This is a genomic window from Brakhagea slesvicensis (assembly GCF_052161625.1).
Taxonomy (GTDB): domain Bacteria; phylum Planctomycetota; class Planctomycetia; order Pirellulales; family Pirellulaceae; genus JBKCUI01.
Genome location: NZ_CP197412.1, coordinates 2,968,015 through 2,988,452 on the forward strand (window position 1 = coordinate 2,968,015; position 20,438 = coordinate 2,988,452).

The window sequence follows — 20,438 nt, forward strand, 5'->3', positions numbered from 1 at the left end:
TTAACAATCTGACGGAACTATGTTCAATCGTGTCCTAATCGCCAACCGCGGCGAGATCGCCCTTCGTGTCATTCGAGCCTGCAAAGAAATGGGGATCGAAACCGTAGCGATTTATAGCGAGGCAGATCGCGGTTCGCAGTATCTGGAGTTGGCCGACCAAACATTCTGCGTCGGTCCTCCCAAGTCGGCGGATAGCTACCTTCGCTTCGAACGCGTCATCGCGGCTGCGGAAGCCAGCGGTGCCGATGCGATCCATCCCGGTTACGGGTTCCTCGCCGAAAACGCGCAATTCAACGAAGCTTGCCGCAGCTCGAACTTCGAGTTCATCGGCCCGTCTCCCGATGCCATGGAGAAGCTTGGCGATAAGAACACGGCTCGCGAAATGGCCGTCGCTGCAGGGGTTCCGGTGGTTCCCGGTAGCGATGGACTCCTGGATTCCGAAGCGGAGGCCCTCCAAGCGGCTCGGAAGATCGGCTTTCCCGTCTTGATCAAAGCGACTGCCGGCGGCGGTGGCAAAGGGATGCGCGTGGCGACCGACGAAGCCTCGTTGCAGACGTCCCTCTCCCAAGCCCAAACGGAGGCCAAAGCTGCCTTCGGAAACGCCGGTGTCTACTTGGAAAAGTACATCGACCGGCCTCGGCACGTGGAAGTCCAAGTCATTGCCGACCAGCACGGAAATATCGTTCATTTGCACGAACGGGATTGTTCCGTACAACGTCGTCACCAAAAGTTGATCGAAGAAAGCCCATCCCCTCGTCTCCCCGAGGCGACGCGCAAAGCGATGTGCGAAGCTGCGGTACGAATGGTCAAGCAAGCCAACTACCACAACGCGGCAACTGTGGAGTTCATTGTCGATCAGAATGACAACTTCTACTTCATCGAAGTCAACGCTCGGATCCAAGTGGAACATCCGGTCAGCGAAATGATTTCAGGTGTTGACTTGATCAAATCCCAGATACTGGTTGCTGCTGGCGAGAAGCTCCCTTTCTCCCAGAAGGATATCCAGCCCATCGGTGCAGCCATCGAATGCCGCATCAATGCCGAGGACCCCGACCGTAATTTTCAGCCCTGCCCAGGTCGCATCGAAAAGATGTACATCCCAGGCGGATTGGGAGTCCGTGTTGATTCACACGCCCATCCTGGATACACCGTTCCACCCTACTACGATTCGATGATCGCCAAGATCATTGTGCATCGACCCACGCGCGATCAAGCGATCGAGTGCATGCTCCGAAGCTTGTACGAACTTCGCATCACCGGCATCAAGACGACGGCTAGCTTCCATCAAATCGTGTTGCGACAACCCGAGTTCGTCGAAGGCCGCGTGGACACGAAATGGGTGGAACGCGAACTACTACCACGAATCAAAGCTTAGAGAAATATTACCATGTGGACGATGCCGGCTACCCCTGAGAAGCTTTCCAGCAGCGTGATTGCTGTTCCTCCCATGGCTCGCAACGAGAAAGGGGTGATCTGCAAAACGAATAACGCGAAGATCATCCAAGCTATCGAGGCTGGGGGCGTCCACATCTTTTTGTACGGTGGCAACGCTGTCTTCTACCACATCCGTCCTTCGGAGTATGCGGACGCCCTGGCTGTCTTGGCCGAATCCGCATCGGCATCCTCCCTCATGATCCCCTCGGTTGGACCGACCTATGGCGTGATGATGGATCAAGTCGCACCACTTCGTGAATTCAATTTCCCGACGGTGATGATCCTCCCTCAAAAAGAGATTGCGGATGAAGGGGGAATCGCGACCGGCGTGCGACGCTTCGCCGAAGCATATGGCAAGCCCGTGGTCCTCTATCTGAAACACGATCGATGGCTCAGCCCTGAAACGGTCGGTAAATTGCACCGAGATGGTTTGATCAGCTGGATCAAGTATGCTGTGGTGCTGGATAAACCTGAACACGATCCTTACTTAAGGGAGGTGCTCGATGTCGTTCCATCGAACATCGTCATCAGCGGTATTGGGGAACAGCCAGCTATCATTCACATGCGCGACTTCGGCGTTGCAGGATTCACCAGCGGCTGCGTCTGCGTAGCTCCCAAACTTTCCATGGATATGCTGCGGGCCATTCAAGCGAAGGACTATGCGAAGGCGGAATCGATTCGCGAGATCTTCAAACCTTTGGAAGATTTGCGAAACGGGATCCAACCGATTCGCGTCTTGCACCACGCTGTTGCCGGTGCTGGTATCGCAGCAACCGGTCCCATGCAGCCCTTGCTAGGGGAATTGACCCCAGAACAGCAATCCCTTGTGGAAGCCGCCGCCCGCGAGCTTCGCGCTCGCGAGACGAAGAACGCGTAGAGATGCAAGGGTGTGGCTCCTCTTCCCACCGTCGTCGTTCTGCATTTTTAATTGTCACTGTCGGTGGGTTTACTGGAATCACAGTCCCTGAGTGACTGGATTTCGGATGTCGGGTGCAGGAACATCAGCAGTCCCTAGGCGGAGGAGCATTCATGCCTGAGATAACGCAACGTCTGGATAAGACCCTATCTTGGATCGCCTTCGCTTCGGTCTTTGCTTGTTTGTTTCTCCCTATGTTGCTCATTTCCTACTATGTGAGCGAGGAAGCCTCCTCCTTGGCGGCAGGTACTGCGGAGGCCACGGTGGGAGTGGGGGTCGTCCTCCGGGCGATCGCTAGGCGGTTGTTTCGAGCAGGTGCGAGCAATGTCGCCAGACTAACGTTCGGAACGATGACCCGAGCACTATCCCGAACCGCCATTTCTCGCGTCACGAAGTTAGTAGTACGGGGTACCGTGGCCAGCGAGCTCAAGGGCTTGGTTTCGGATCGCGAGCGGCCTCCTCTTTTCGCGACGACATTCCTCGCAGTCCTCGTCGGGTTGGTGGCCACCGTTTTGTCCTTCTGGGGGGGCGTGCAAGTGACCGGATCGAAACAGGACCTCACGCATTCGTTGCCGGTTTGGGAATTAGCTCTCTGGTCTGCACTTCCATTGTTGGTCCTATCCTTGACCCTGAAACTTGGGGAATCTCTCTTTGGAGCGACTTGTCGATCGGTGACCGGCATCGATGGTTTGATCCTGCAAGCCTATTTCACTTTGTCCGGATCGTTTCTTCCGATGACCACGGACTTTCATCTTCAAGGAACTGCTCGAAATCAACATCGCTCAGCGGTTCTCGGGATTTCGATCTTGTTGGTCCTATTCCTTGCGCTCAAATTCGTTAGCGGCACCGACTATAGGCTGGAGTTCATCGGATCGATGTTCCTCACCTATGCCTTCGTGTACAGTTTTCCAGTGAATCCGCTACTGGGGCACACCATTTGGTGCGAAAGCAAACCGACTTGGTTCGCTCTCTTTCTAGTGGTTCTCGGATGCTTTCTCTTTCTTCTGTCGGAAGAGATGTCTTCTCTTTTGTAAGCCCGCACCCCGAGGTAATGATGTCTACTTCCGAATCCAGTCCTCCACTTTCGGATCCCAAAGCTCGAATTCGCCGCATGAGAACCAGCTTGCTCGTTCTCATCCTCGGCTGGACTTACTGCTACAACGTGCTCATCAAGGAACAAGGACTTGTTCGAGCTTTTTTTGAGATCCTCGATACGATCTCGGACGATTTCGTAGTCGGCGTTTTGGTCACCATCAGCGTTGGCTGCGGGATCGTACTGGTCTTTTCGGTCACGAAACTCTACTCCCAGATCATTGCGAACATCTACTCGTTCCGGATCTTGGAAGAACTAGTCGTCACGCGGTTGGCGAGGAAGCAATTCAAAGGCTTCCTACACGGTCTCTTCTATTTTGAAGACCAGCCCAAACCCGCGTCGACCTGCCCAGAGCGGCTTAGCTTTCTTCTCATATCGTTTGCATTCCTTTACATCGTCAGTTGGATCTATTTGATCCTGTTTAGCGAAGCATTGTTCTTCGTCTCCTGGAGCGCGGGAGTGGACCTCCCACTGGGGGATCAAGAGAAGATGCTCTTTCTTCCGACCCTTGCGCTCGCGATTCCATTTTCCGCACGCGTGATGGCCTACCTCCGATACCCGTACGCTCAGGACTATGCGGATTTCATGCCAGGCGCTGTGTTCGTCCTGCTGGTTGTGGTGTCTCTCGGGACAATCTTTGAATCGGACGATCAGAAGTTCTTTTTGAAGCAAGTATGGGACAACAAAGAGTACTTCAAGTCATTCTTAAAGAACGGCGCCGTGCTGGCATTCATCCCCGTGTTCTTTGAAGGAGTCTTCTGGCTCTGGGAATTGAATAAAGAAGAGACCTGCCATTCGCAGACGCCGAGCGAGGGTTAAAATTGAGTTTGCAGCGTTTTGTTTCATTCACCGAAAGTGGCACTGAATCGTTTTCGGTCGCTATCGGAAGTGTGCAGACTTGGTACGCTAAATCAGACGGCTTTGTCCGCATTGAACGACAACTCCCGGAAATGGAGAGGTGCTCCTCCGAGTGATTACGATGAGCTCAGACATGATCAAGATCGATAACGACCTCCGCAGGGTAGGTATAGTGCTATTATGAGAATTGAAACAATTCGAGTTCACAATTTTAAAGCTTTGCAGTCCGTCGAGCTAAGAAATTTGCCCGCTTTTTGTGTGTTCGTTGGCAAGAACGGCAGCGGGAAGACGACGCTATTCCGCGTGTTTGCATTTTTGAAACATTGTCTCGAACATAATGTACGAAGTGCGTTGAATGCAGAGGGCGGGAGGCATGGCTTCAAAGAAGTAGTTACCCGTGGCCATGAAAGCGAATCGATCGATATCGAGATTCAGTTTCGCATGGAAATCGCAGGCTACAATCGGCTGGTTACCTATTCGCTTGAAATTGCAGTAGACGAAAGAGGGATGCCAATCGTTCGACGTGAAATACTCCGTTACAAACGGGGTAGTGCAGGGAAGCCTTTTCATTTTCTGGATTTTAGAAATGGTGAGGGTTATGCAATCACGAACGAAGAGGATTTTTCCAAACCAGACGAAGAGCTGGATCGAGAAAGCCAGAAGTTAAATTCTGCCGACACACTAGCGATTAAGGGACTTGGGCAGTTTGAACGGTTCAGAGCGGCCCAGGCTTTTAGAAGGCTGCTTGAAGACTGGCACATCTCGGATTTTCATATCAGTGATGCGCGCGGTGTAAAGGATGATGAGGATGCTGTCCATCTGTCTGCAAATGGTTCAAACCTTCCAGCCTTTGCTCGCTATATGTTTGAGCACCATCTGAATGAATTTAATCTCGTTAAGCAAAAGATGCGAGACCGCGTTCCCGGCATATCAGACATTGAAGTCAAGGTTACAGAAGATGGCAGGTTATTGGTTCGTTATCAGGACGGCGCATTCTCTGAACCGTTCATCGATAAGAATGTTTCTGATGGCACGGTCAAGATGTTTGCGTACTTACTGTTGCTTCATGACCCCAAGCCGCACCCCGTTTTGTGTATCGAGGAACCCGAGAATCAACTCTATCCGCAGCTAATGACACTATTGGCCGAGGAGTTTCTTCAGTACGCACAGAGAGGTGGACAAGTATTCGTGTCGACGCATTCGCCTCAATTTCTAAATGCAGTACCTCTAGAGAGTCTTTATCATATCGACAAAGAGAACGGTGTCTCGCGAATCGTCTCGATCTCGGATGACCCGCTTATCTCGGCCCAAATCCGAGCGGGTGATAAAGCTGGCTATCTGTGGGAGCAGGGGCTGTTTTGTGGACTGACGGAGAGGATCGAAAAGAAGTGATCGTGTTTCTCACTGAGGAAGAGTCAATGAAAGTGACTCTTGAGCGATTCATGTTAAGGTTTTGGCCCGACCAAATTCAAGGGGCGGATTGGATTGTTTTGTCGTTTAGTGGTAAAAGCGACCTGGAAAGAAATATCGCTCGCAAAATGATTAGTTGGAACTATGGAGATCCGCACTTCATAATCCTGCGCGATCAAGATGGCGGTGACTGCAAGTTATTGAAGGCCAGGCTTTGCGAGATTGCGTCCCGAGGAATGCGCCCGTTTACTGTGCGATTAGTTTGCAATGAATTAGAAAGCTGGTTCTTAGGTGAACTAGAAGCGGTCGAAGCCGCCTATCCAACGTCGCACGCCAGCAGGTATAGAAATCTTGCTAAATTTCGGAATCCAGATGTATTGGGTAATGCAAGCGAAGAACTCGAAAGATTAGTCAGTGTTGCTGGAAAAGTGGGGCGAGCTTACGCGATAGCATCTATTTTCGACCCGGAGAAGTGTGTGTCGCGTTCGTTTCAAGTTTTTTGGCGAACCGCGAAGCGTTTACTAAATGACCCAATGGACTAAGTTCGGGATACAGCCTGCGGCGGTTCGACAAGTGCGATGTCGGGTGCTCAAAAGATTACGAGAGCAACTCGTTGACCTAGGTCCATCGCGCCCCCAGTGAACAGCAAGAACGCAAACCTAACCTTTGCCCCCATCTCTCAGCCTCCCATTCCAATTCCCCTGTTTTTTCGTCCTCGTACTCCTGCTCGTACTCCTGCTCGTACTCGATTCCCTACCCATTCGAGTACGAGCACCATTGCATTGAGTACGAGTACCCGCGTTGTGTAGATCCATCTGCAAAGATCCGGGCGCAAATCCGGTTGTCGCCTCCGACACCAAAGCACTCGTTGCGATGGGACGCTAGTAACCGGTCGCCAGTGCGATGCCGGCGGATAATTTCAGCGACTGAGTCGCGTCTTGCTCCTGCGAAATGGCGAGCGTCAGAAAGTCAATGGTTCACAACCAACGGATGCTCTACGGCGCTAATTATCCATATAAACCTGAGTGCTCTCTTCCTTCACCACCGGCACCGGTCGATTCTTGCTCTTAAGCTGGGCCCTTACAATATGCGTCCCTTCTCGCGTATGACGGATCGAGACTCGGTAGACTTGCTGATCCTTTGGCTGCATCACCGGAATCGGAGCAAACACGATCGCCTTCTGTGATGCTTGATGATTCACGGGTGCATGCACTTGTTCGGATCGCGATCCTTCGGGTAACTCCAGGACCAGTTGCACGTCGCCGTCCATTCGAGTTCCCGTGTTGGAAACTCGGATGAGATAGGTCGTGTAGCCATCGGTCTCAATCGGGTCGTTGTCGTCTTCGATTGAGAATGCCAACTCGCTCTGCCCCTCGACTTGCACCTTTTTGTCGATGGGATCCGAAGTCACAGCGTCCGCGGTCCCTTGCATGCGCAGGACGAAGTCTCCTTCTTGGACCGGAAGGAGGGCCACTTCGGTGGATGCCATAGCGCCGGCAGCTAATTCGGCCAGAGACCATTCCACGGCGTGTTGATCGGGCACATAGGTCCCTTCGTTCGCAGCGCTGATGAACTCCATGCCTCGGGGGAGGTAGACGGTCAAACCGACATTGTTGGCCATAGCGGTTCCGGTGTTCGAAATCGTCGCGCGATAGCTTGCTTGGCGTTCGAGGTATCGGAGGCGAGGACCTTCAAGTTGCACGGCGAGCTTGGGCAAAACCACATCGATGGTTGCCGACGATTCGGAGACCGCCTGATTGGTCGAAATGGCTCGAACCTTATTGATCGCTTGACCGGATGATACGGCGGTCAATTCGATCTCAACCCGTTCTGATTCTCCAGGAGCCAGATCGCCCAGCGTCATGCCGAGGGTGGAGACCCCCGAGGCATGTCGCATGTTGGAGGGAACATCTTCTTCAAGTTCGACACCGCGTGCGGTTCCTGTCCCGGTGTTGGTCACCTCGATTTGAATGCGAACGGTTTCCCCACCCAGCACCGATTCTGCGGCGGTCTGTTTGATAGCCAGTTTGGGGAGGGTGCTCATCGTTCGAACCGAAGCTTGCGCGGCAAAGGTAACGCTCGCAACCGATCCGAGTTCTCCCTCGGCCTCTGGAACAAGCTCGACCGTGAGGACTTGTTCGGCTCCTGCGGCGATCTCACCTAGCTTCCACAGTAACTTGCCGTTCCCGTCGACTTGTGCGGTCGGATTGGTTCGGACCAGTTTGGCTCCGCGCGGTACCGCATCATGCACTGCCACGTCGAACGCTGTCGCGCTGCCGACATTGCGAACCAGAAGCGTGAACGTTGCAGGTAACCCTACTTGGACTTCCGCCGGTGCTCGCTTTTGAATCTCCATGCTCGGATTTTGTGCGCCGTCGAGATGCCGTACCCCCGGTGCGGGGCTGGCTAGCACACTATTGGCTCCGGCTGGAATGGCCGAGATGGCTGGGCTATCGGTTCGATCCGACAAGGAGCTTCGAGTTGTTGTCGAAGGCATGGTTCCTGTCGAAGTTAGTGCATTGGGCTGCGGTTGGCTTGGAAGGGACTGGTTGGGCATTGTCGGAGGCTGCAGTCTTGCTGTCGCTGGGCCTTCGTCAGTCCCCAATGGGGTGGGCGTCGATGCGTCTTCCAAACTATTCGATGCACCCGAGCTGGAGAAGTCAGGAGGCAAGGCGTTCGTTAACGAAGTAGGCATTGGGGTGGCTGCGTCGATCGGAGGCATCGGCGACGGGGGTGCTGAGTTAGGGAGTGGTGAGCTGGGGAGTGGTGAGCTGGATGTCGGCAGCGATCTTGGCGTCGAGAATGGAGAGGGAGAAAGATCGGACGGTGCAACTGGGGCCGCGTCGGTCGGCAGCGCGTTGGTGGAGGGGAACGCCTGAGGTGCAGCGGTTTCGGCAGTTTGCAATGGGTTGCTGGGTAAGCGGCTGGGCAGCGGGGAGCCGGGGAGGGGGGAGCCGGGCAGCGGGGAGCCGGGGAGGGGGGAGCCGGGGAGCGATGGGGAGTTGCTTCCAAGCGTGGGGAGACTCGGACCGGGTCCAAACCCAGGTGGTTCGGCCAAGGACGCTGCTTGCGATTCCTTCTGTTGTTGGCTGTATGCGACGAGCGAGGCTGGAGAGCGGAATGGGTTCGATGGGTCGGCGGACCGAGCGCTGCTTCCCTCCAACTCCGATCCGGGCATTGAATCGTTTCCGCGGACGACCGGCGGAGGGGGGGGCCAGGAATCAGGGGTTCCGCTCAAGTCGTGGGATATCCCCTCGACGGTTTGGTTTGCATACGAGGGAGAACCGTCTATCGGCACCGAATCCTGCGTTCTAGCGTCGCGCTGAGCCAACGCCATCGCAAGCAAAATCATGGTAACGGTTGCCGCGATCCCGCTTCCTGCGAGGGAGTACGCTTTGAGTTTCGAACCGTCCATACGATTGGATCCATCCCAACATTTTTGGCCGCAGAAGCTAATGGTTTTGCCGTATCATCGCTACGATCCGCTGGTTCCTTAGCTCGTCGGCGATGACTCTTCACCCGTGCGTCATAGCAAATAGGCTCTCGCAAAGGGAAGATCACTCTGCATCGATGTTGCTGAGATTGGGCTTAAGGACTAAAATCCGGCCTCTAAATCAACTGGAATTGCCAGCTTTCTTTCCGATTCCTCTTCTTTCTCCAACCTGCACTCCAATGAGCGAACTTTGCGATTTCGGCCTGATCGGCCTGGCTGTCATGGGTGAAAACCTTGCCCTCAACGTAGAAAGCCGTGGCTACCGAGTCGCCGTTTTCAACCGCACGACCGACAAGGTGGATGAGCTCATCAAGGGGCGAGCGGCCGGAAAGAATTTCGTCGGCTGCCACTCCATCGTGGAGATGGTGAAAAATCTCAAGCGTCCGCGATTCGTCATGATGCTCGTCAAGGCAGGACCCGCCGTCGACGATCTGATCGAACAATTGCTCCCGCATTTGGAACCGGGGGATATCATCATCGACGGGGGGAACACCCACTTCGCGGACACGGAGCGACGAACGGCTTATGTCGAGAGCAAAGGCCTCCTCTTCGTCGGAGCCGGGGTTTCCGGAGGAGAAGAGGGTGCTCTCAAGGGACCGAGCTTGATGCCTGGCGGAAGCAAGGCCGCTTGGGAAACGATCAAACCGATTTTCCAATCGATCGCCGCCAAGGTTGGACCCAACAACGACATCCCCTGCTGCGAATGGGTCGGGCCTCGCGGTGCTGGTCACTATGTGAAAATGGTTCACAACGGGATCGAATACGGCGACATGCAGTTGATCTGCGAAGCCTACTTTCTTCTCAAAGAAGCTGCCGGCCTCACCAACGACGAACTCTACGATGTCTTCGCCGATTGGAATCGCGGGGAATTGCAAAGCTACTTGATCGAAATCACTCGCGACATTTTCAGTGCAAAGGACGATCAAGGGGGCAGCGGTTATTTAGTCGATACGATCCTCGACGTCGCGGGTGCCAAGGGGACGGGCAAATGGATGAGCCAACTCGCTCTGGATCTTGGTGTCCCCAGCACGCTCGTTACCACCGCTGTCTATGCCCGCTCCCTATCGGCCATCAAAGAGGCACGCGTTCGCGCTAGCAAGGTTCTGCCCGGTCCTGCTGCATCCCACAACGCTTCTTTCGATGGGCCAGTCAAGAAGTTGGTGTCGGATAAAAAGGCGTTCGTGGAAGCGGTCAAGCAAGCCCTCTACGCTTCGAAGATTTGCTCCTACGCGCAAGGCTTCGTGCAATTGCAAGAGGCTAGCAAGGAACACAAGTGGGATCTCAATTATGGTGACTGCGCACTCCTGTGGCGCGGAGGATGCATCATCCGAGCCCAGTTCCTGGATCGCATCAAAGAGGCCTTCGATGCGCAGCCCGACCTAGAGAATCTTCTCCTGTATCCTTATTTCCAACAAGCCATCGAGAAGGCGCAAGAGTCTTGGCGAGCGGTCATCATGGCCGCCACCCATCTCGGGTTGCCCGCTCCTGCATTCACCACGGCCTTGGCCTATTACGATAGCTACCGTCTCCCACGGCTCCCAGCGAATCTGCTCCAGGCACAACGCGATTACTTCGGGGCCCACACGTACCAACGAGTCGACAAGACGGGTACTTTCCATAGTGAATGGCTCGATCTTCGAAAGAAGCCTGAGTAGGCGTCCACTCCGTTTAACGCAAGAGAGTCCCTCCCTATCATGTCTGAATCCAAGCCTCTTTCGGTTCGCTTGGATCCATTGAGGGAGGGGGCACCGGCATCAAGCAGCGGCCTCCATGCATGCCAGATCGCTGCACATAGCAAGCCGGGGTTTTCATTTCCGCTCCCGATCTACACGCGCGTGATCCACGACGGCCAGCTTAGCCCGGCTTTGGTCGACGTGTTGATGCAGGCGAGCGAAGAGCACCGGATTCCTTGGGTGGATTCCTCTTCGGCGAACGCCTCGACCGATGTCGCACGGATTGCTGCGATCGAAATCGATACCCCGATCGACGTCGCATCGATCGAGCGCGCTGCGGCGATCCAGTTGCAGTTCTACGGTATCCCGTTTCATAAAGGGGGAGCAAATCGCTACTCCCGATGGAGGCCAGCGATGCCGATCGAAATCCATGCGATCGAAGATCTCGCACACAAAGTGGATGCCATCCGTGGTTGCTGCCAGCCCGGCGTACCAATCGGGGCTGCCATTATCGCATCGGAAGGAACGATCTATGAAGACGTGCGATTCATGATCGATAGCGGTATGGATTGGATTGAGATTATCCATGCTCCTTACTATGACTTGCTTCCCGATGCGTGCTTGACATTCGACGATGTCAGCCGCTGCTTGGCGAAGGGGCTCAAGGCTCGCAACGACTCCAAACGAGTTTGCCCGCTATGGCTCACGTCTTCGTCCATCCAAATGACCGATTGGCTCCGGTGGTTTGAGCAAGGGATCCAGGCGATCTCGATCGATGCGTACCTTGCATCCCAGCGACCGGTTCATAATGTGCCACGCGATACGCTTGCAGGAATCCGGGTCCAAACCACCAATCCCCATGCCGCCCATCTGTGGATCCACGACACGGTGAAGGAACTGGTCGACCGCGTGAGCGATTTAGTCCTTTTCCGCAGCTAAGTCGTTTTGCCTCCAGTACAATAGCAGTTCCTCGCCCGTCCCACCCTATAGCCTCTCCAAGATGGCAGCGACGATGCACAATCGTCGTGGCTCCCGCAGGTGTTTCCATGGTTCGAATTCGAATCACCCATTTCGATCGCCACTCCGCGTCTTTATCCGCGAGCCCAGATCGATCCCGCCACTCGCCGCGATGGTTTTCGATCGAGTTCCGTTGGTTTGTCGTCGCCGTTGCAATGATGGTTGCATTGTTGCTGAATCCGGCGATCGGACAGGACGCTGCACCGGAGAATCGCTTGACGGAGCCTCCCGTCGCGACCGCTCCGTTCCTGGATTACAACGCGATCGACCGATTCATCGAAGAGGGTTGGCGAGATGCCAAGGTAGCGGGCAATGGCGTCTGTGATGACGAGGAGTTTGTCAGGCGTGTCACATTGGATCTGATCGGGCGAGTCCCGAACCTGGCGGAGCGAGACGCGTTCTTGAAGGATAGCAGTGCGACCAAACGAGAGAGCTTGATCGATCGCCTTTTGGCGAGCCCCGAGCATTCCGTCCATTTTGCGGAGGTGTACGACGCGATTTTGATCGGTCGCACCGGCCGCGAAGAATTGAGCAAGCGGACCGAGGCGGGATGGTTCGCCTACTTGGAACAATCCATCGGCGAGAACAAGCGATGGGACCGAGTCGCCGAAGAAATTCTGCTCGCTCGCAGTGAGGAGGATCGAGGAGCTCATTGGTATCTGTATGCTCGCAAGGAAAAACCAGAGGCGATTGCGGAAGCTGTCTCGAAGGATTTCTTCGGTGTTCGAATCGATTGCGCCCAGTGCCATGATCACCCCCTATCGTCCGAGATTCTTCAAAAGCACTATTGGGGATTGGTGGCCTTTTTTAATCGAACCAAGAATGTCGGCTCCCACGAGAAGCCTATGTTGTCGGAATCTGCGATTGGTGGATTCTCCGAGTTCAGCAATGTGGAAGGGGAATCGTATCCAAACGAATTGGTCTTCTTGGGCGATCGACGGGTAGATGAGCCGAGGCCCGAAAAAGATGCGAAAGTAGAGGATAGCCCCGACCTCTATGTGTCGATCGAAAAGGATGAATATCGCGTTCCGAAGTTTTCGCGTCGGCAAGCGTTCATCGACAAAGTGCTTCACGATCATCCGCTATTAGCCAAATCCATGGTGAATCGAATGTGGGGGTGGATGATGGGACGGGGACTTGTTCATCCCGTCGACGCCATCGACAGTTACCATCCTGCGAGCCACCCGGAGTTGCTCGAGTGGCTTGCGCAAGACTTTGCAGCATCGGGATACAATGTTCGCCGCTTGATAAAAGGTTTGGCGATGACACGCACGTATCAGCTGTCATCCGCGGTCAGCGGCTCGGTCGATCCTAAGTGGTTTACCTACTCGATTCCCAAACCGCTCACGGCGGAAATGCTACAGCGGTCTCTTTTGACTGTTCTGGAGCCCAAAGAGAAGAAAAAGTGGAACAACAGGCAGCACCGAACCGACTTCGCAAAGCGCTTCCCCGATGTGCTTGCCGAGGAATCGATGTCGAATGTGTCTCAAAGTTTGATGCTCACCAACGGATCGTGGCTCAATGAGCTTCTTTCACCGGAGCATTCTCTTTGGATGGACCGATTGGTGAGCGAAGAAAGCATGTCGGAGGATTCCCTGGTGATGGAGTTGTTTTTGCGGACGGTAGGAAGGGAACCTGACACAGAAGAATTAGAGCGATTGCGAAGTTTCTTGGAGACGCGTCGAGAACGTCGCGCGCGTGCGATTGGCGATCTGGTTTGGGCGCTCCTCACCAGCGCCGAGTTTCGATTCAATCACTAGATGAGCATGGGTTTATCCCCGTCCAAGGGAACGAGCGAACATGAAAAGAGATTTGACGAATTCGGTTACCGCCCCGTGCGGCAGCATCGATCACCGATTGCACCGGCGGCTCTTCCTGCAAGGGAGTTTAGCGGGCGCTGCGTCCGTTGCCAGTTTTCAAAGCCTCTTCAGCGTCCCAGCCTTCGCCGATAGTGCTAAGAAGCGTGGAAAGAAGTGTATCTTGCTCTGGCTTTGCGGTGCGCCAAGCCAATTTGAGACTTGGGATCCCAAGCCGGGACGACCGAGCAGCGGTCCGTTTGGGGCAATCCCAACGTGTACGCCTGGAGTTCGAATCAGCGAGTTGATGCCCAAGTGTGCAACGATTCTTGATAAGCTTGCGGTCGTGCGTTCGATGTCGACCGAAGCGAGCGAGCACTTTCAAGGGATCGATTTGCTCACGCGTGGCGAGCCCCCTCGTCCCCCATTTACGCGTCCCATTCTCGGCTCCGTGCTGGCTCAGCAGCTGGGGCAATTGGACAGTCCAGTTCCGCAGTTTGTTCTGCTTGATCCATGCCCAGAAGGAAATGAATTCAAATCCTTCAAAGCGGCGAATTGGGCTGGATGGCTCGGGGCCGAATACGGGCCGGTCCGGTTTGGCGGTCCATACAAAATCGAAGACACCGAGTTGCCACCAGGCCTATCGGATGCTGATCATGCCGATCGTGAAGCGGTGCGAGCGTTCCTTAGCAAGAAGTTCGAAAATGATCATCGATCGGCGGCGATAGGTTCCTACAACGCAGTTTACGAGCGAGTGAAGGGATTGATGAAGGCTGCCCCTTTGTTCGATCTCGATGCGTTGCCTCGAGCGGATCGCGACAAGTATGGTCCAGGGACGTTCGGCATGCACACGCTTCTAGCAAGGCATTTGATCGAGAATGGTTCGACATTCGTGATGGTAGCCAATGGAATGCCTTGGGACTGCCACGTTCTCAATCACGAAACCCACCAGATGCTGGTGCCAGAATTGGATCGCATCGTGTTCCATCTGATCCATGATTTGGAGGAGCGAGGGATGCTCGACGATACCTTGGTCCTCATTATGGGCGAGTTTGGACGAACTCCTTGGCTGAATGAAGCGAGGGGACGTGACCATTTCCCCAATGCGTGGAGTTTGGCAATGGCGGGCTGTGGCATCAAGAAGGGAGTAGTCTACGGATCGACCGATGAGAATGGAATGGCTGTGTCGGACAGTCCCGTCGATCAACGTCGGCTGTTCGCGACAATTTACACCGCCCTCGGGCTGGATCCCTATGAGACGTATAACCTTCCTGACTTTCCGACGTTCAATCGCGTCGAAAAGGAAGCCGCTCCGATCGCAGAGCTGTTGGCTTAGTCATCCATCTTCATTCGTTTCGTTCCCAGCAATTTTCCTATGACTATCGAACTCACCCGCACTCGTCGCATCCATTTTCCGATGGGGATTCTCGATATCGCGATTGACGATGATTCCAGCAACGTGTTCGCCGCCTGCATGGATGGAATCTACCGCTGCGAAATTCCGATGGAAAAGGACGAGCCTAAACCGACGCCCGTTCGAATCGGTTCCCACTCCAGCTATGTTTCCAGTATTGCGATTCAAAAAAGTGCGATGTCCTTGATCACCGCAGCATACGATGGCACCCTGCACGTTCGAGCCCTTGATCTCGATCCATCCGTTAGGGAACTCCCCACCAGTTTGGAAAAAAAGATCCACCCGTTTTGGTCGTGGGATATGACGCTGTCTCCGGATGAGAAGTGGGTCGTCTCGGTATCTGGTCAATATCTGGCGGGTTCGGAAAAATACGAACCATTGCCGTCAGAAGAGCCAACGGTGAAGGTGTTCGATGCTTCCACCGGTGAATTGGTTCACGCGATGAACATGTTGCCTTCGGTGCAATGTGTTGCAATCGATACCAGCTCTCGATATGTAGCGGCGGGAAATCTGATGGGGGATTTGGCGGTTTGGGAACTGGCTACGGGCAAAGAATTGGCCCGCTGGCGCACGCCCTCTTTTTCCAGCTGGGGTGTGATTAAAAGCCACTGCTATATCGGCGGAATCTACGCAGTCGCTTTTTCGCCCGATAGTGAAGCACTTTATGCAGCCGGCATGGGAGAGATGGTGGATCCGATGGCTGGGAACGGGAAACAGCGATGGCAAAAATTTGCGTGGCGCACGAATCCCGTCGAGAAAGTAAAGGAATCGAAAGACGAGCAATCCGGTGAAGGTTTGATGGAAACCCTAGCGTGGCACCCACAGGGGCATCTGTTTGTTATGGCTGGGCGACTGCGAGGGGGCAATTGGAATCTCGGGATTTTCGATGCCCAAACCGGTGACTTGATCGGACAAGCCAAAACAGGGATGCGGATTACCCAAGCAAGATTTAGCCGGGATGGATCGACTTTATACTTGGCTGGCATGCAAGGCCAACCGCAGCCGAAAGATGGAAAGTTTCCTGACTTCGGCTATCTTGAATCGTATGCGGTGAAGCACCCCGTCGCATAACCACCCTGTCGCATAAAAAAAGGGTAGGTCAAAGACCTACCCTTTCTCGAAATTGGAACAGACCATAGAGTCGAACTCCAATTCATCCAACCTTACTTGGCTGGGGGCATAATCACGGAATCGATGATGTGGATCACGCCGTTCGACGCATCGACGTCGGTTGCGATGATCTTGGCATCATTTACAAACGCTCCCTTATCGGTCACTTTGATAGCAACGGCTGCACCTTGGAGGGTGTTTGCCGACTTCGCAGCAACAGCTGCTTCGGAATAGACGCGACCTGACACAACGTGGTACTTCAGGATCGAAGCCAACTTTTCCTTGTTCTCAGGCTTGAGCAAGTCATTGAGGGTTGCGGAAGGGATCTTCGCGAATGCTTCGTCGGTAGGGGCAAAGACGGTGAATGGGCCTTCGCCACTCAATGCTTCGGCCAACCCAGCGGCTTTGACTGCTGCGAGCAACGTCTTGAACTTGCCGGCTTTGTCAGCAACTGCAGGGATCGGATCGGAAGCTGGGAGGATCACGGAATCGATCACATGGATTACGCCGTTGGTGCATCCGATATCCGTCTTCACAACGTTCGCATTATCGACGCTAACCTTGCCGCCGTCCACTTTTACATCGATGCGTTGGCCGTTGAGAGCAACTGCTCCCTTGACCTTGACCACGTCGGCAGCCATGACCTTGCCGCTGACAACGTGGTACTTCAGGATGTCTTGCAGCTTGCTCTTGTTCTCTGGCTTGAGCAGCGTTTCAACGGTTCCCTTTGGGAGCTTTGCGAAGGCTTCATCGGTGGGTGCGAAAACGGTGAAGGGGCCAGGGCCCTTTACTGCGTCAACCAAATCCGCTGCGGTCAGAGCGGCTGCCAAAGTCTTGAAGCTGCCTGCTTCGACAGCGGTCTCCACAATATTCTTTTGAGCCAACGCAAAAGAGTTGAAACCTACAAAAGAAGCTAACGCCAAACCGAAAATTTTTGTCTTCATTCTTGCAATCCACTACGTTTGATCTGGGGAAATGATCGATTACCGATTGGTAACTGAAACTAACGGTCGCGAGCCATCGGGGGATTGTACGGCGGTGTCAACCGGTTGGATTCAATTATTTGCTATTCGGAATCCGCCGGAGGGTGATGCCAGGTAGGCGATTCATCTTGACCTCGCAATCCGGCAAGTGCTATCACTTGCCGGTTGCAAGAAGCGATTCAGCGGTTGGAGGCCCTATGAAACGAGAAGCTGTTCCCATCGCATGCTTGTTTGCTCGCATCGTTTCCGTGGCTATTAGTTTCGCCCTGCTCTCAGGCTTCGGCGGCTGCACTGGACGTTGGATCGAGCCAAGAAATTCGGACACCCAGGGGGTGCTCGGGAAACTCCGTCCGAATCGCCAAATCCCCAAATCGATGGACCGTATCTGGCGTCCCGATCTAGCGATTCTCCCCTTTGCCGAGTTCGAGGGAAGCGAGATCACGATCCGGCAAGTCCGCGATTGCCGCTATCGGACCGAGCACGATTATGACGTTAGACATTACGATCTTCGGTTTCAACTGCAGGATGTTCGAACCATCGATTTCATTGTCGTTCCCTTTCGCGAAACGACCCTTCTCGCCCATACGATGCTTAGCTTCGGGCTGGCCAACGGTCAACATTTCGCCATCTCCGTCGAAGCCCGACTCGATGAAGGGGAATCCTACTCTCCTCTGCGCGGTGCATCGAATCGTTTCGAATTGATGTACGTCATCGCCGACGAAAGGGATGTCATTCCTCTCCGGACGAACGTTCGCAATGTTGAAGTTTATCTGTATCGAGGGAGAGCAACTCCGGACCAAGTCCAAGACTTGTTGGTCGACATGCTCGCGCGGGCTAATAAACTGCAACGAGAGCCTGAGTTCTATGACACACTCCGCAACAACTGCACCACCAATTTGGTGCAACATGTGAACAAATTGCGTCCCGGCAAAATACCATTCGATTGGCGCGTCATCCTGCCTGGTCACTCCGACCGACTCGCCTACGAACTTGGTCTGATCGAGACCTTGGGCGGCTTCGATGCGACCAAAGCCGCAGCCAACGTGACGTGGGTGGCAATGCAAAACGCGAACAGCCCCGATCTTTCCGCCAAAATTCGTGCAATACGCTAGCGTTTCTGAGACGCTAGCATTTCCTGGCGAGTTAAACGACTGTGCGTTTTCTTTGGTTCGACGCGAGTAATGCCCCGCCGGAATGCGGGTTGGGTTTGCGATCTTCCCACTAAAAACACCGATACCTCCACGGCCACAAGTGTTCGTTTAGGAGTGCGTCGTATGCTAGCAAAGCCAATTTCCAATTCCGAATGGTTTCGTCGCAGTCTGTTGATCGGGTTGTTGATACCGACGATTGGCTGCGCAACGGCAGGGAAACCTGGGCCTTCGATGAAATTCCCGAGCTTTGCTCCATGGTCCAAATCGGTGGACATACAAAGCGAGCCAGCTCCGCAAGCGCGAGTGGCCGAGGCGACACCCGCTGCTGCGGTGCGGGATCCATCCGCTGTGCAACCTGCGTCCTTTGAGGCGTTGGCAATTGCCAAAGAGGTTACCCTCGACACCCCCTCGACCACGACCCTTCGCCTCGAGGAATTGGAAGATCTCGCCATCCAGAACAGTCCTACACTCCGGCAGTTGGAATGGAGCGCTTGCAAGGCAGCAGGCTATCGACAGCAGGTCAGTTTGCGACCCAATCCGAATCTCGGATACTCTGCTCAGCAGCTGGCAGACCAAGGAACCGATCAGCACACCTTGTTCCTGGAACGCGAGATTGTGACGGGTGACAAGCTGCAGTGGAGCCGGCGTGTCGTCAACGCTCGCGTCCGCGGCCAGCTCAGCGAGGTGGAGTCGCAGCGAAGCAGGATTCTCGCCGATGTTCGAACCGCCTATTTTCAACTCTTGGCAGCCCGGACCAAAGAGGCTGCTTTGAGCGAATTCACGGAGGCATCGCGAAAAGCCCTCGAATTGACCGAATTGCGCAAGCAGGCCAAAGAGGGCTCGCAAATCGATGTCCTGCAGGCGAGTACCCAATGGAATCAAATTCGAATGCAACAGGAGCAAGCACGGGCATGGGCAAATGGTTACGCTGCAGAACTAGCTGCCTTGGTTGGCATTCCACAGATCAATCCCTCTGAAGTTTCTGGACAACTCGCTGCACCGATTGATTCGATCGATTGGGATTCGATGCTCGCACAACTTCGTGAAACCAATCCGGAATTTCAAGTGGCTACGGCAAACCTCGAGAGAGCCTCGGCCAATCTCCGAAGGCAGAACGTGCAAGCGACTCCAAACTTGACGTTCCAGATAGGCGCTGGGGTCGATAACGGAACAGAGTCGGGGATGATCAACACCCAACTCTCCGCACCGCTCAATACGCATAATCGCAATCAAGGCAACATTGCGGCGGCGCAAGCCGATTACAACATCGCGCAATTAGAAGTGGAAAGGATCGACCGAGCGCTGCGCGCACGGGTGGGTCGGTTGTCGGGGAACTACGAATCTGCTAAGGCGGCATTGATTCGTTATCGCGAACAACTCCTTCCCGATATTCAGCAGTCGCTTGATTTGGCAAACCAAGCCTATGTTGCCGGTGAAACGGACTTCCTCGAAGTCTTGATCATTCGTCGTACCTATTTTGAACTTCGGTTGCAAGCGATCGACGCTGAGCGAGATTTGTTGCTGGCTCAAACGAGTCTTGAGAACTTTGGCTTGACGGGAGCTTTCGACCCAATTCAGGACAACAGCGGCGATGCTTCGCTCCGCGATCAAGCCTTCAGTCAACAGTAGCGAATGCTGATAGCACATGCCACTGATAAATCACTCCAGATCTGTTGAGGACAACAGATCGACATTGTCGAACAGTCGTCCTCGACTGTTCAGGATCGCCTTGAGGTTGGCAATAGTCTGGAATTTTTGCACGCTAGGAGAAATGGTTTACGGTGCGGAAGTTGCCGAGGAATGGGATACAATTCTCAGGCGGATTCCATGCGGCCGCGAAAGTTACATGATTTGATCAACAAAGTCCTTCTTCTGGCACAATTCGACCCGATCGTGGCGAGTGAACGTCGCAAACTGACACACCTTAACGGGGGCGCCGAAGCTCGAACGAGCAAGTGCGACTTGACTCTTCATTCAGCAAGTTCGTGCATACTTCTTGCAAGTTGCTATGCGGTGTGCCAGAATCTTCGGCCTGGGCTTCGCAGTGATTGGAGGCCAGAGTATCAAGTTCTTGAAACATGTGGAACGAG

General features: G+C 54.3%; 15 protein-coding genes. 13 read left to right on the forward strand and 2 right to left on the reverse strand.

Translation table 11 applies throughout. From position 1 onward, the window contains the following. The first annotated feature begins 19 nt into the window (after positions 1-19). The 6 genes from accC (at position 20) to SH467x_RS11190 (ending at position 6,253) form a co-directional block, all read left to right on the forward strand. Positions 20-1,375: an acetyl-CoA carboxylase biotin carboxylase subunit gene (gene accC / locus SH467x_RS11165; RefSeq protein ID WP_482367199.1), complete on the forward strand. Its 1,356-nt coding sequence runs from the start codon at positions 20-22 to the stop codon at positions 1,373-1,375. A 12-nt stretch (positions 1,376-1,387) separates the two neighbouring features. Further along, positions 1,388-2,311, forward strand: a complete 924-nt coding sequence (locus SH467x_RS11170; RefSeq protein ID WP_482367200.1) for a dihydrodipicolinate synthase family protein — start codon at positions 1,388-1,390, stop codon at positions 2,309-2,311. A 152-nt stretch (positions 2,312-2,463) separates the two neighbouring features. Next, complete coding sequence (locus SH467x_RS11175) at positions 2,464-3,384, forward strand: hypothetical protein (protein ID WP_482367201.1); 921 nt, start codon at positions 2,464-2,466, stop codon at positions 3,382-3,384. Positions 3,385-3,461: 77 nt separating this feature from the next. After that, positions 3,462-4,262, forward strand: a complete 801-nt coding sequence (locus SH467x_RS11180) for a hypothetical protein (protein ID WP_482367202.1) — start codon at positions 3,462-3,464, stop codon at positions 4,260-4,262. A gap of 219 nt (positions 4,263-4,481) precedes the next feature. Beyond that, positions 4,482-5,693 (forward strand): AAA family ATPase, encoded by a 1,212-nt coding sequence (locus SH467x_RS11185; protein WP_482367203.1) that lies wholly within the window; start codon positions 4,482-4,484, stop codon positions 5,691-5,693. A 26-nt stretch (positions 5,694-5,719) separates the two neighbouring features. Then, positions 5,720-6,253, forward strand: coding sequence for a DUF4276 family protein (locus SH467x_RS11190; RefSeq protein WP_482367204.1), 534 nt, complete (start codon positions 5,720-5,722; stop codon positions 6,251-6,253). Between the two features lie 461 nt (positions 6,254-6,714). Here the strand turns inward: SH467x_RS11190 and SH467x_RS11195 are convergent, their stop codons facing one another. Next, the gene (locus SH467x_RS11195) at positions 6,715-9,126 is read right to left on the reverse strand and encodes a hypothetical protein (RefSeq protein WP_482367205.1); all 2,412 of its coding nucleotides are present in this window, start codon (positions 9,124-9,126) and stop codon (positions 6,715-6,717) included. A gap of 257 nt (positions 9,127-9,383) precedes the next feature. Between SH467x_RS11195 and gnd the strand changes: the two genes are divergently transcribed. From gnd to SH467x_RS11220, 5 genes are all read left to right on the forward strand, one after another. Continuing rightward, a complete protein-coding gene (gene gnd, locus SH467x_RS11200; RefSeq protein WP_482367206.1) occupies positions 9,384-10,859 on the forward strand; it encodes a decarboxylating NADP(+)-dependent phosphogluconate dehydrogenase in 1,476 nt (491 codons plus the stop codon). A 39-nt stretch (positions 10,860-10,898) separates the two neighbouring features. Then, entirely contained in the window at positions 10,899-11,816 is a 918-nt protein-coding gene (locus SH467x_RS11205; protein WP_482367207.1) for a hypothetical protein, read from the forward strand. A 107-nt stretch (positions 11,817-11,923) separates the two neighbouring features. Further along, the gene (locus SH467x_RS11210; RefSeq protein ID WP_482367208.1) at positions 11,924-13,654 is read left to right on the forward strand and encodes a DUF1549 domain-containing protein; all 1,731 of its coding nucleotides are present in this window, start codon (positions 11,924-11,926) and stop codon (positions 13,652-13,654) included. A 40-nt stretch (positions 13,655-13,694) separates the two neighbouring features. Beyond that, the gene (locus SH467x_RS11215) at positions 13,695-15,026 is read left to right on the forward strand and encodes a DUF1501 domain-containing protein (protein WP_482367209.1); all 1,332 of its coding nucleotides are present in this window, start codon (positions 13,695-13,697) and stop codon (positions 15,024-15,026) included. Between the two features lie 39 nt (positions 15,027-15,065). After that, a complete protein-coding gene (locus SH467x_RS11220) occupies positions 15,066-16,175 on the forward strand; it encodes a WD40 repeat domain-containing protein (protein ID WP_482367210.1) in 1,110 nt (369 codons plus the stop codon). A gap of 92 nt (positions 16,176-16,267) precedes the next feature. Here SH467x_RS11220 and SH467x_RS11225 read toward each other — a convergent pair whose 3' ends face one another. Continuing rightward, on the reverse strand, positions 16,268-17,158 hold the full coding sequence (locus SH467x_RS11225; protein ID WP_482367211.1) for a fasciclin domain-containing protein: 891 nt from the start codon (positions 17,156-17,158) through the stop codon (positions 16,268-16,270). A gap of 236 nt (positions 17,159-17,394) precedes the next feature. Here SH467x_RS11225 and SH467x_RS11230 point away from each other — a divergent pair, with 236 nt between their 5' ends. Continuing rightward, entirely contained in the window at positions 17,395-18,309 is a 915-nt protein-coding gene (locus SH467x_RS11230) for an Lnb N-terminal periplasmic domain-containing protein (RefSeq protein ID WP_482367212.1), read from the forward strand. 162 nt (positions 18,310-18,471) lie between these two features. After that, complete coding sequence (locus SH467x_RS11235; protein WP_482367213.1) at positions 18,472-19,977, forward strand: TolC family protein; 1,506 nt, start codon at positions 18,472-18,474, stop codon at positions 19,975-19,977. The last annotated feature ends 461 nt before the right edge of the window (positions 19,978-20,438 follow it).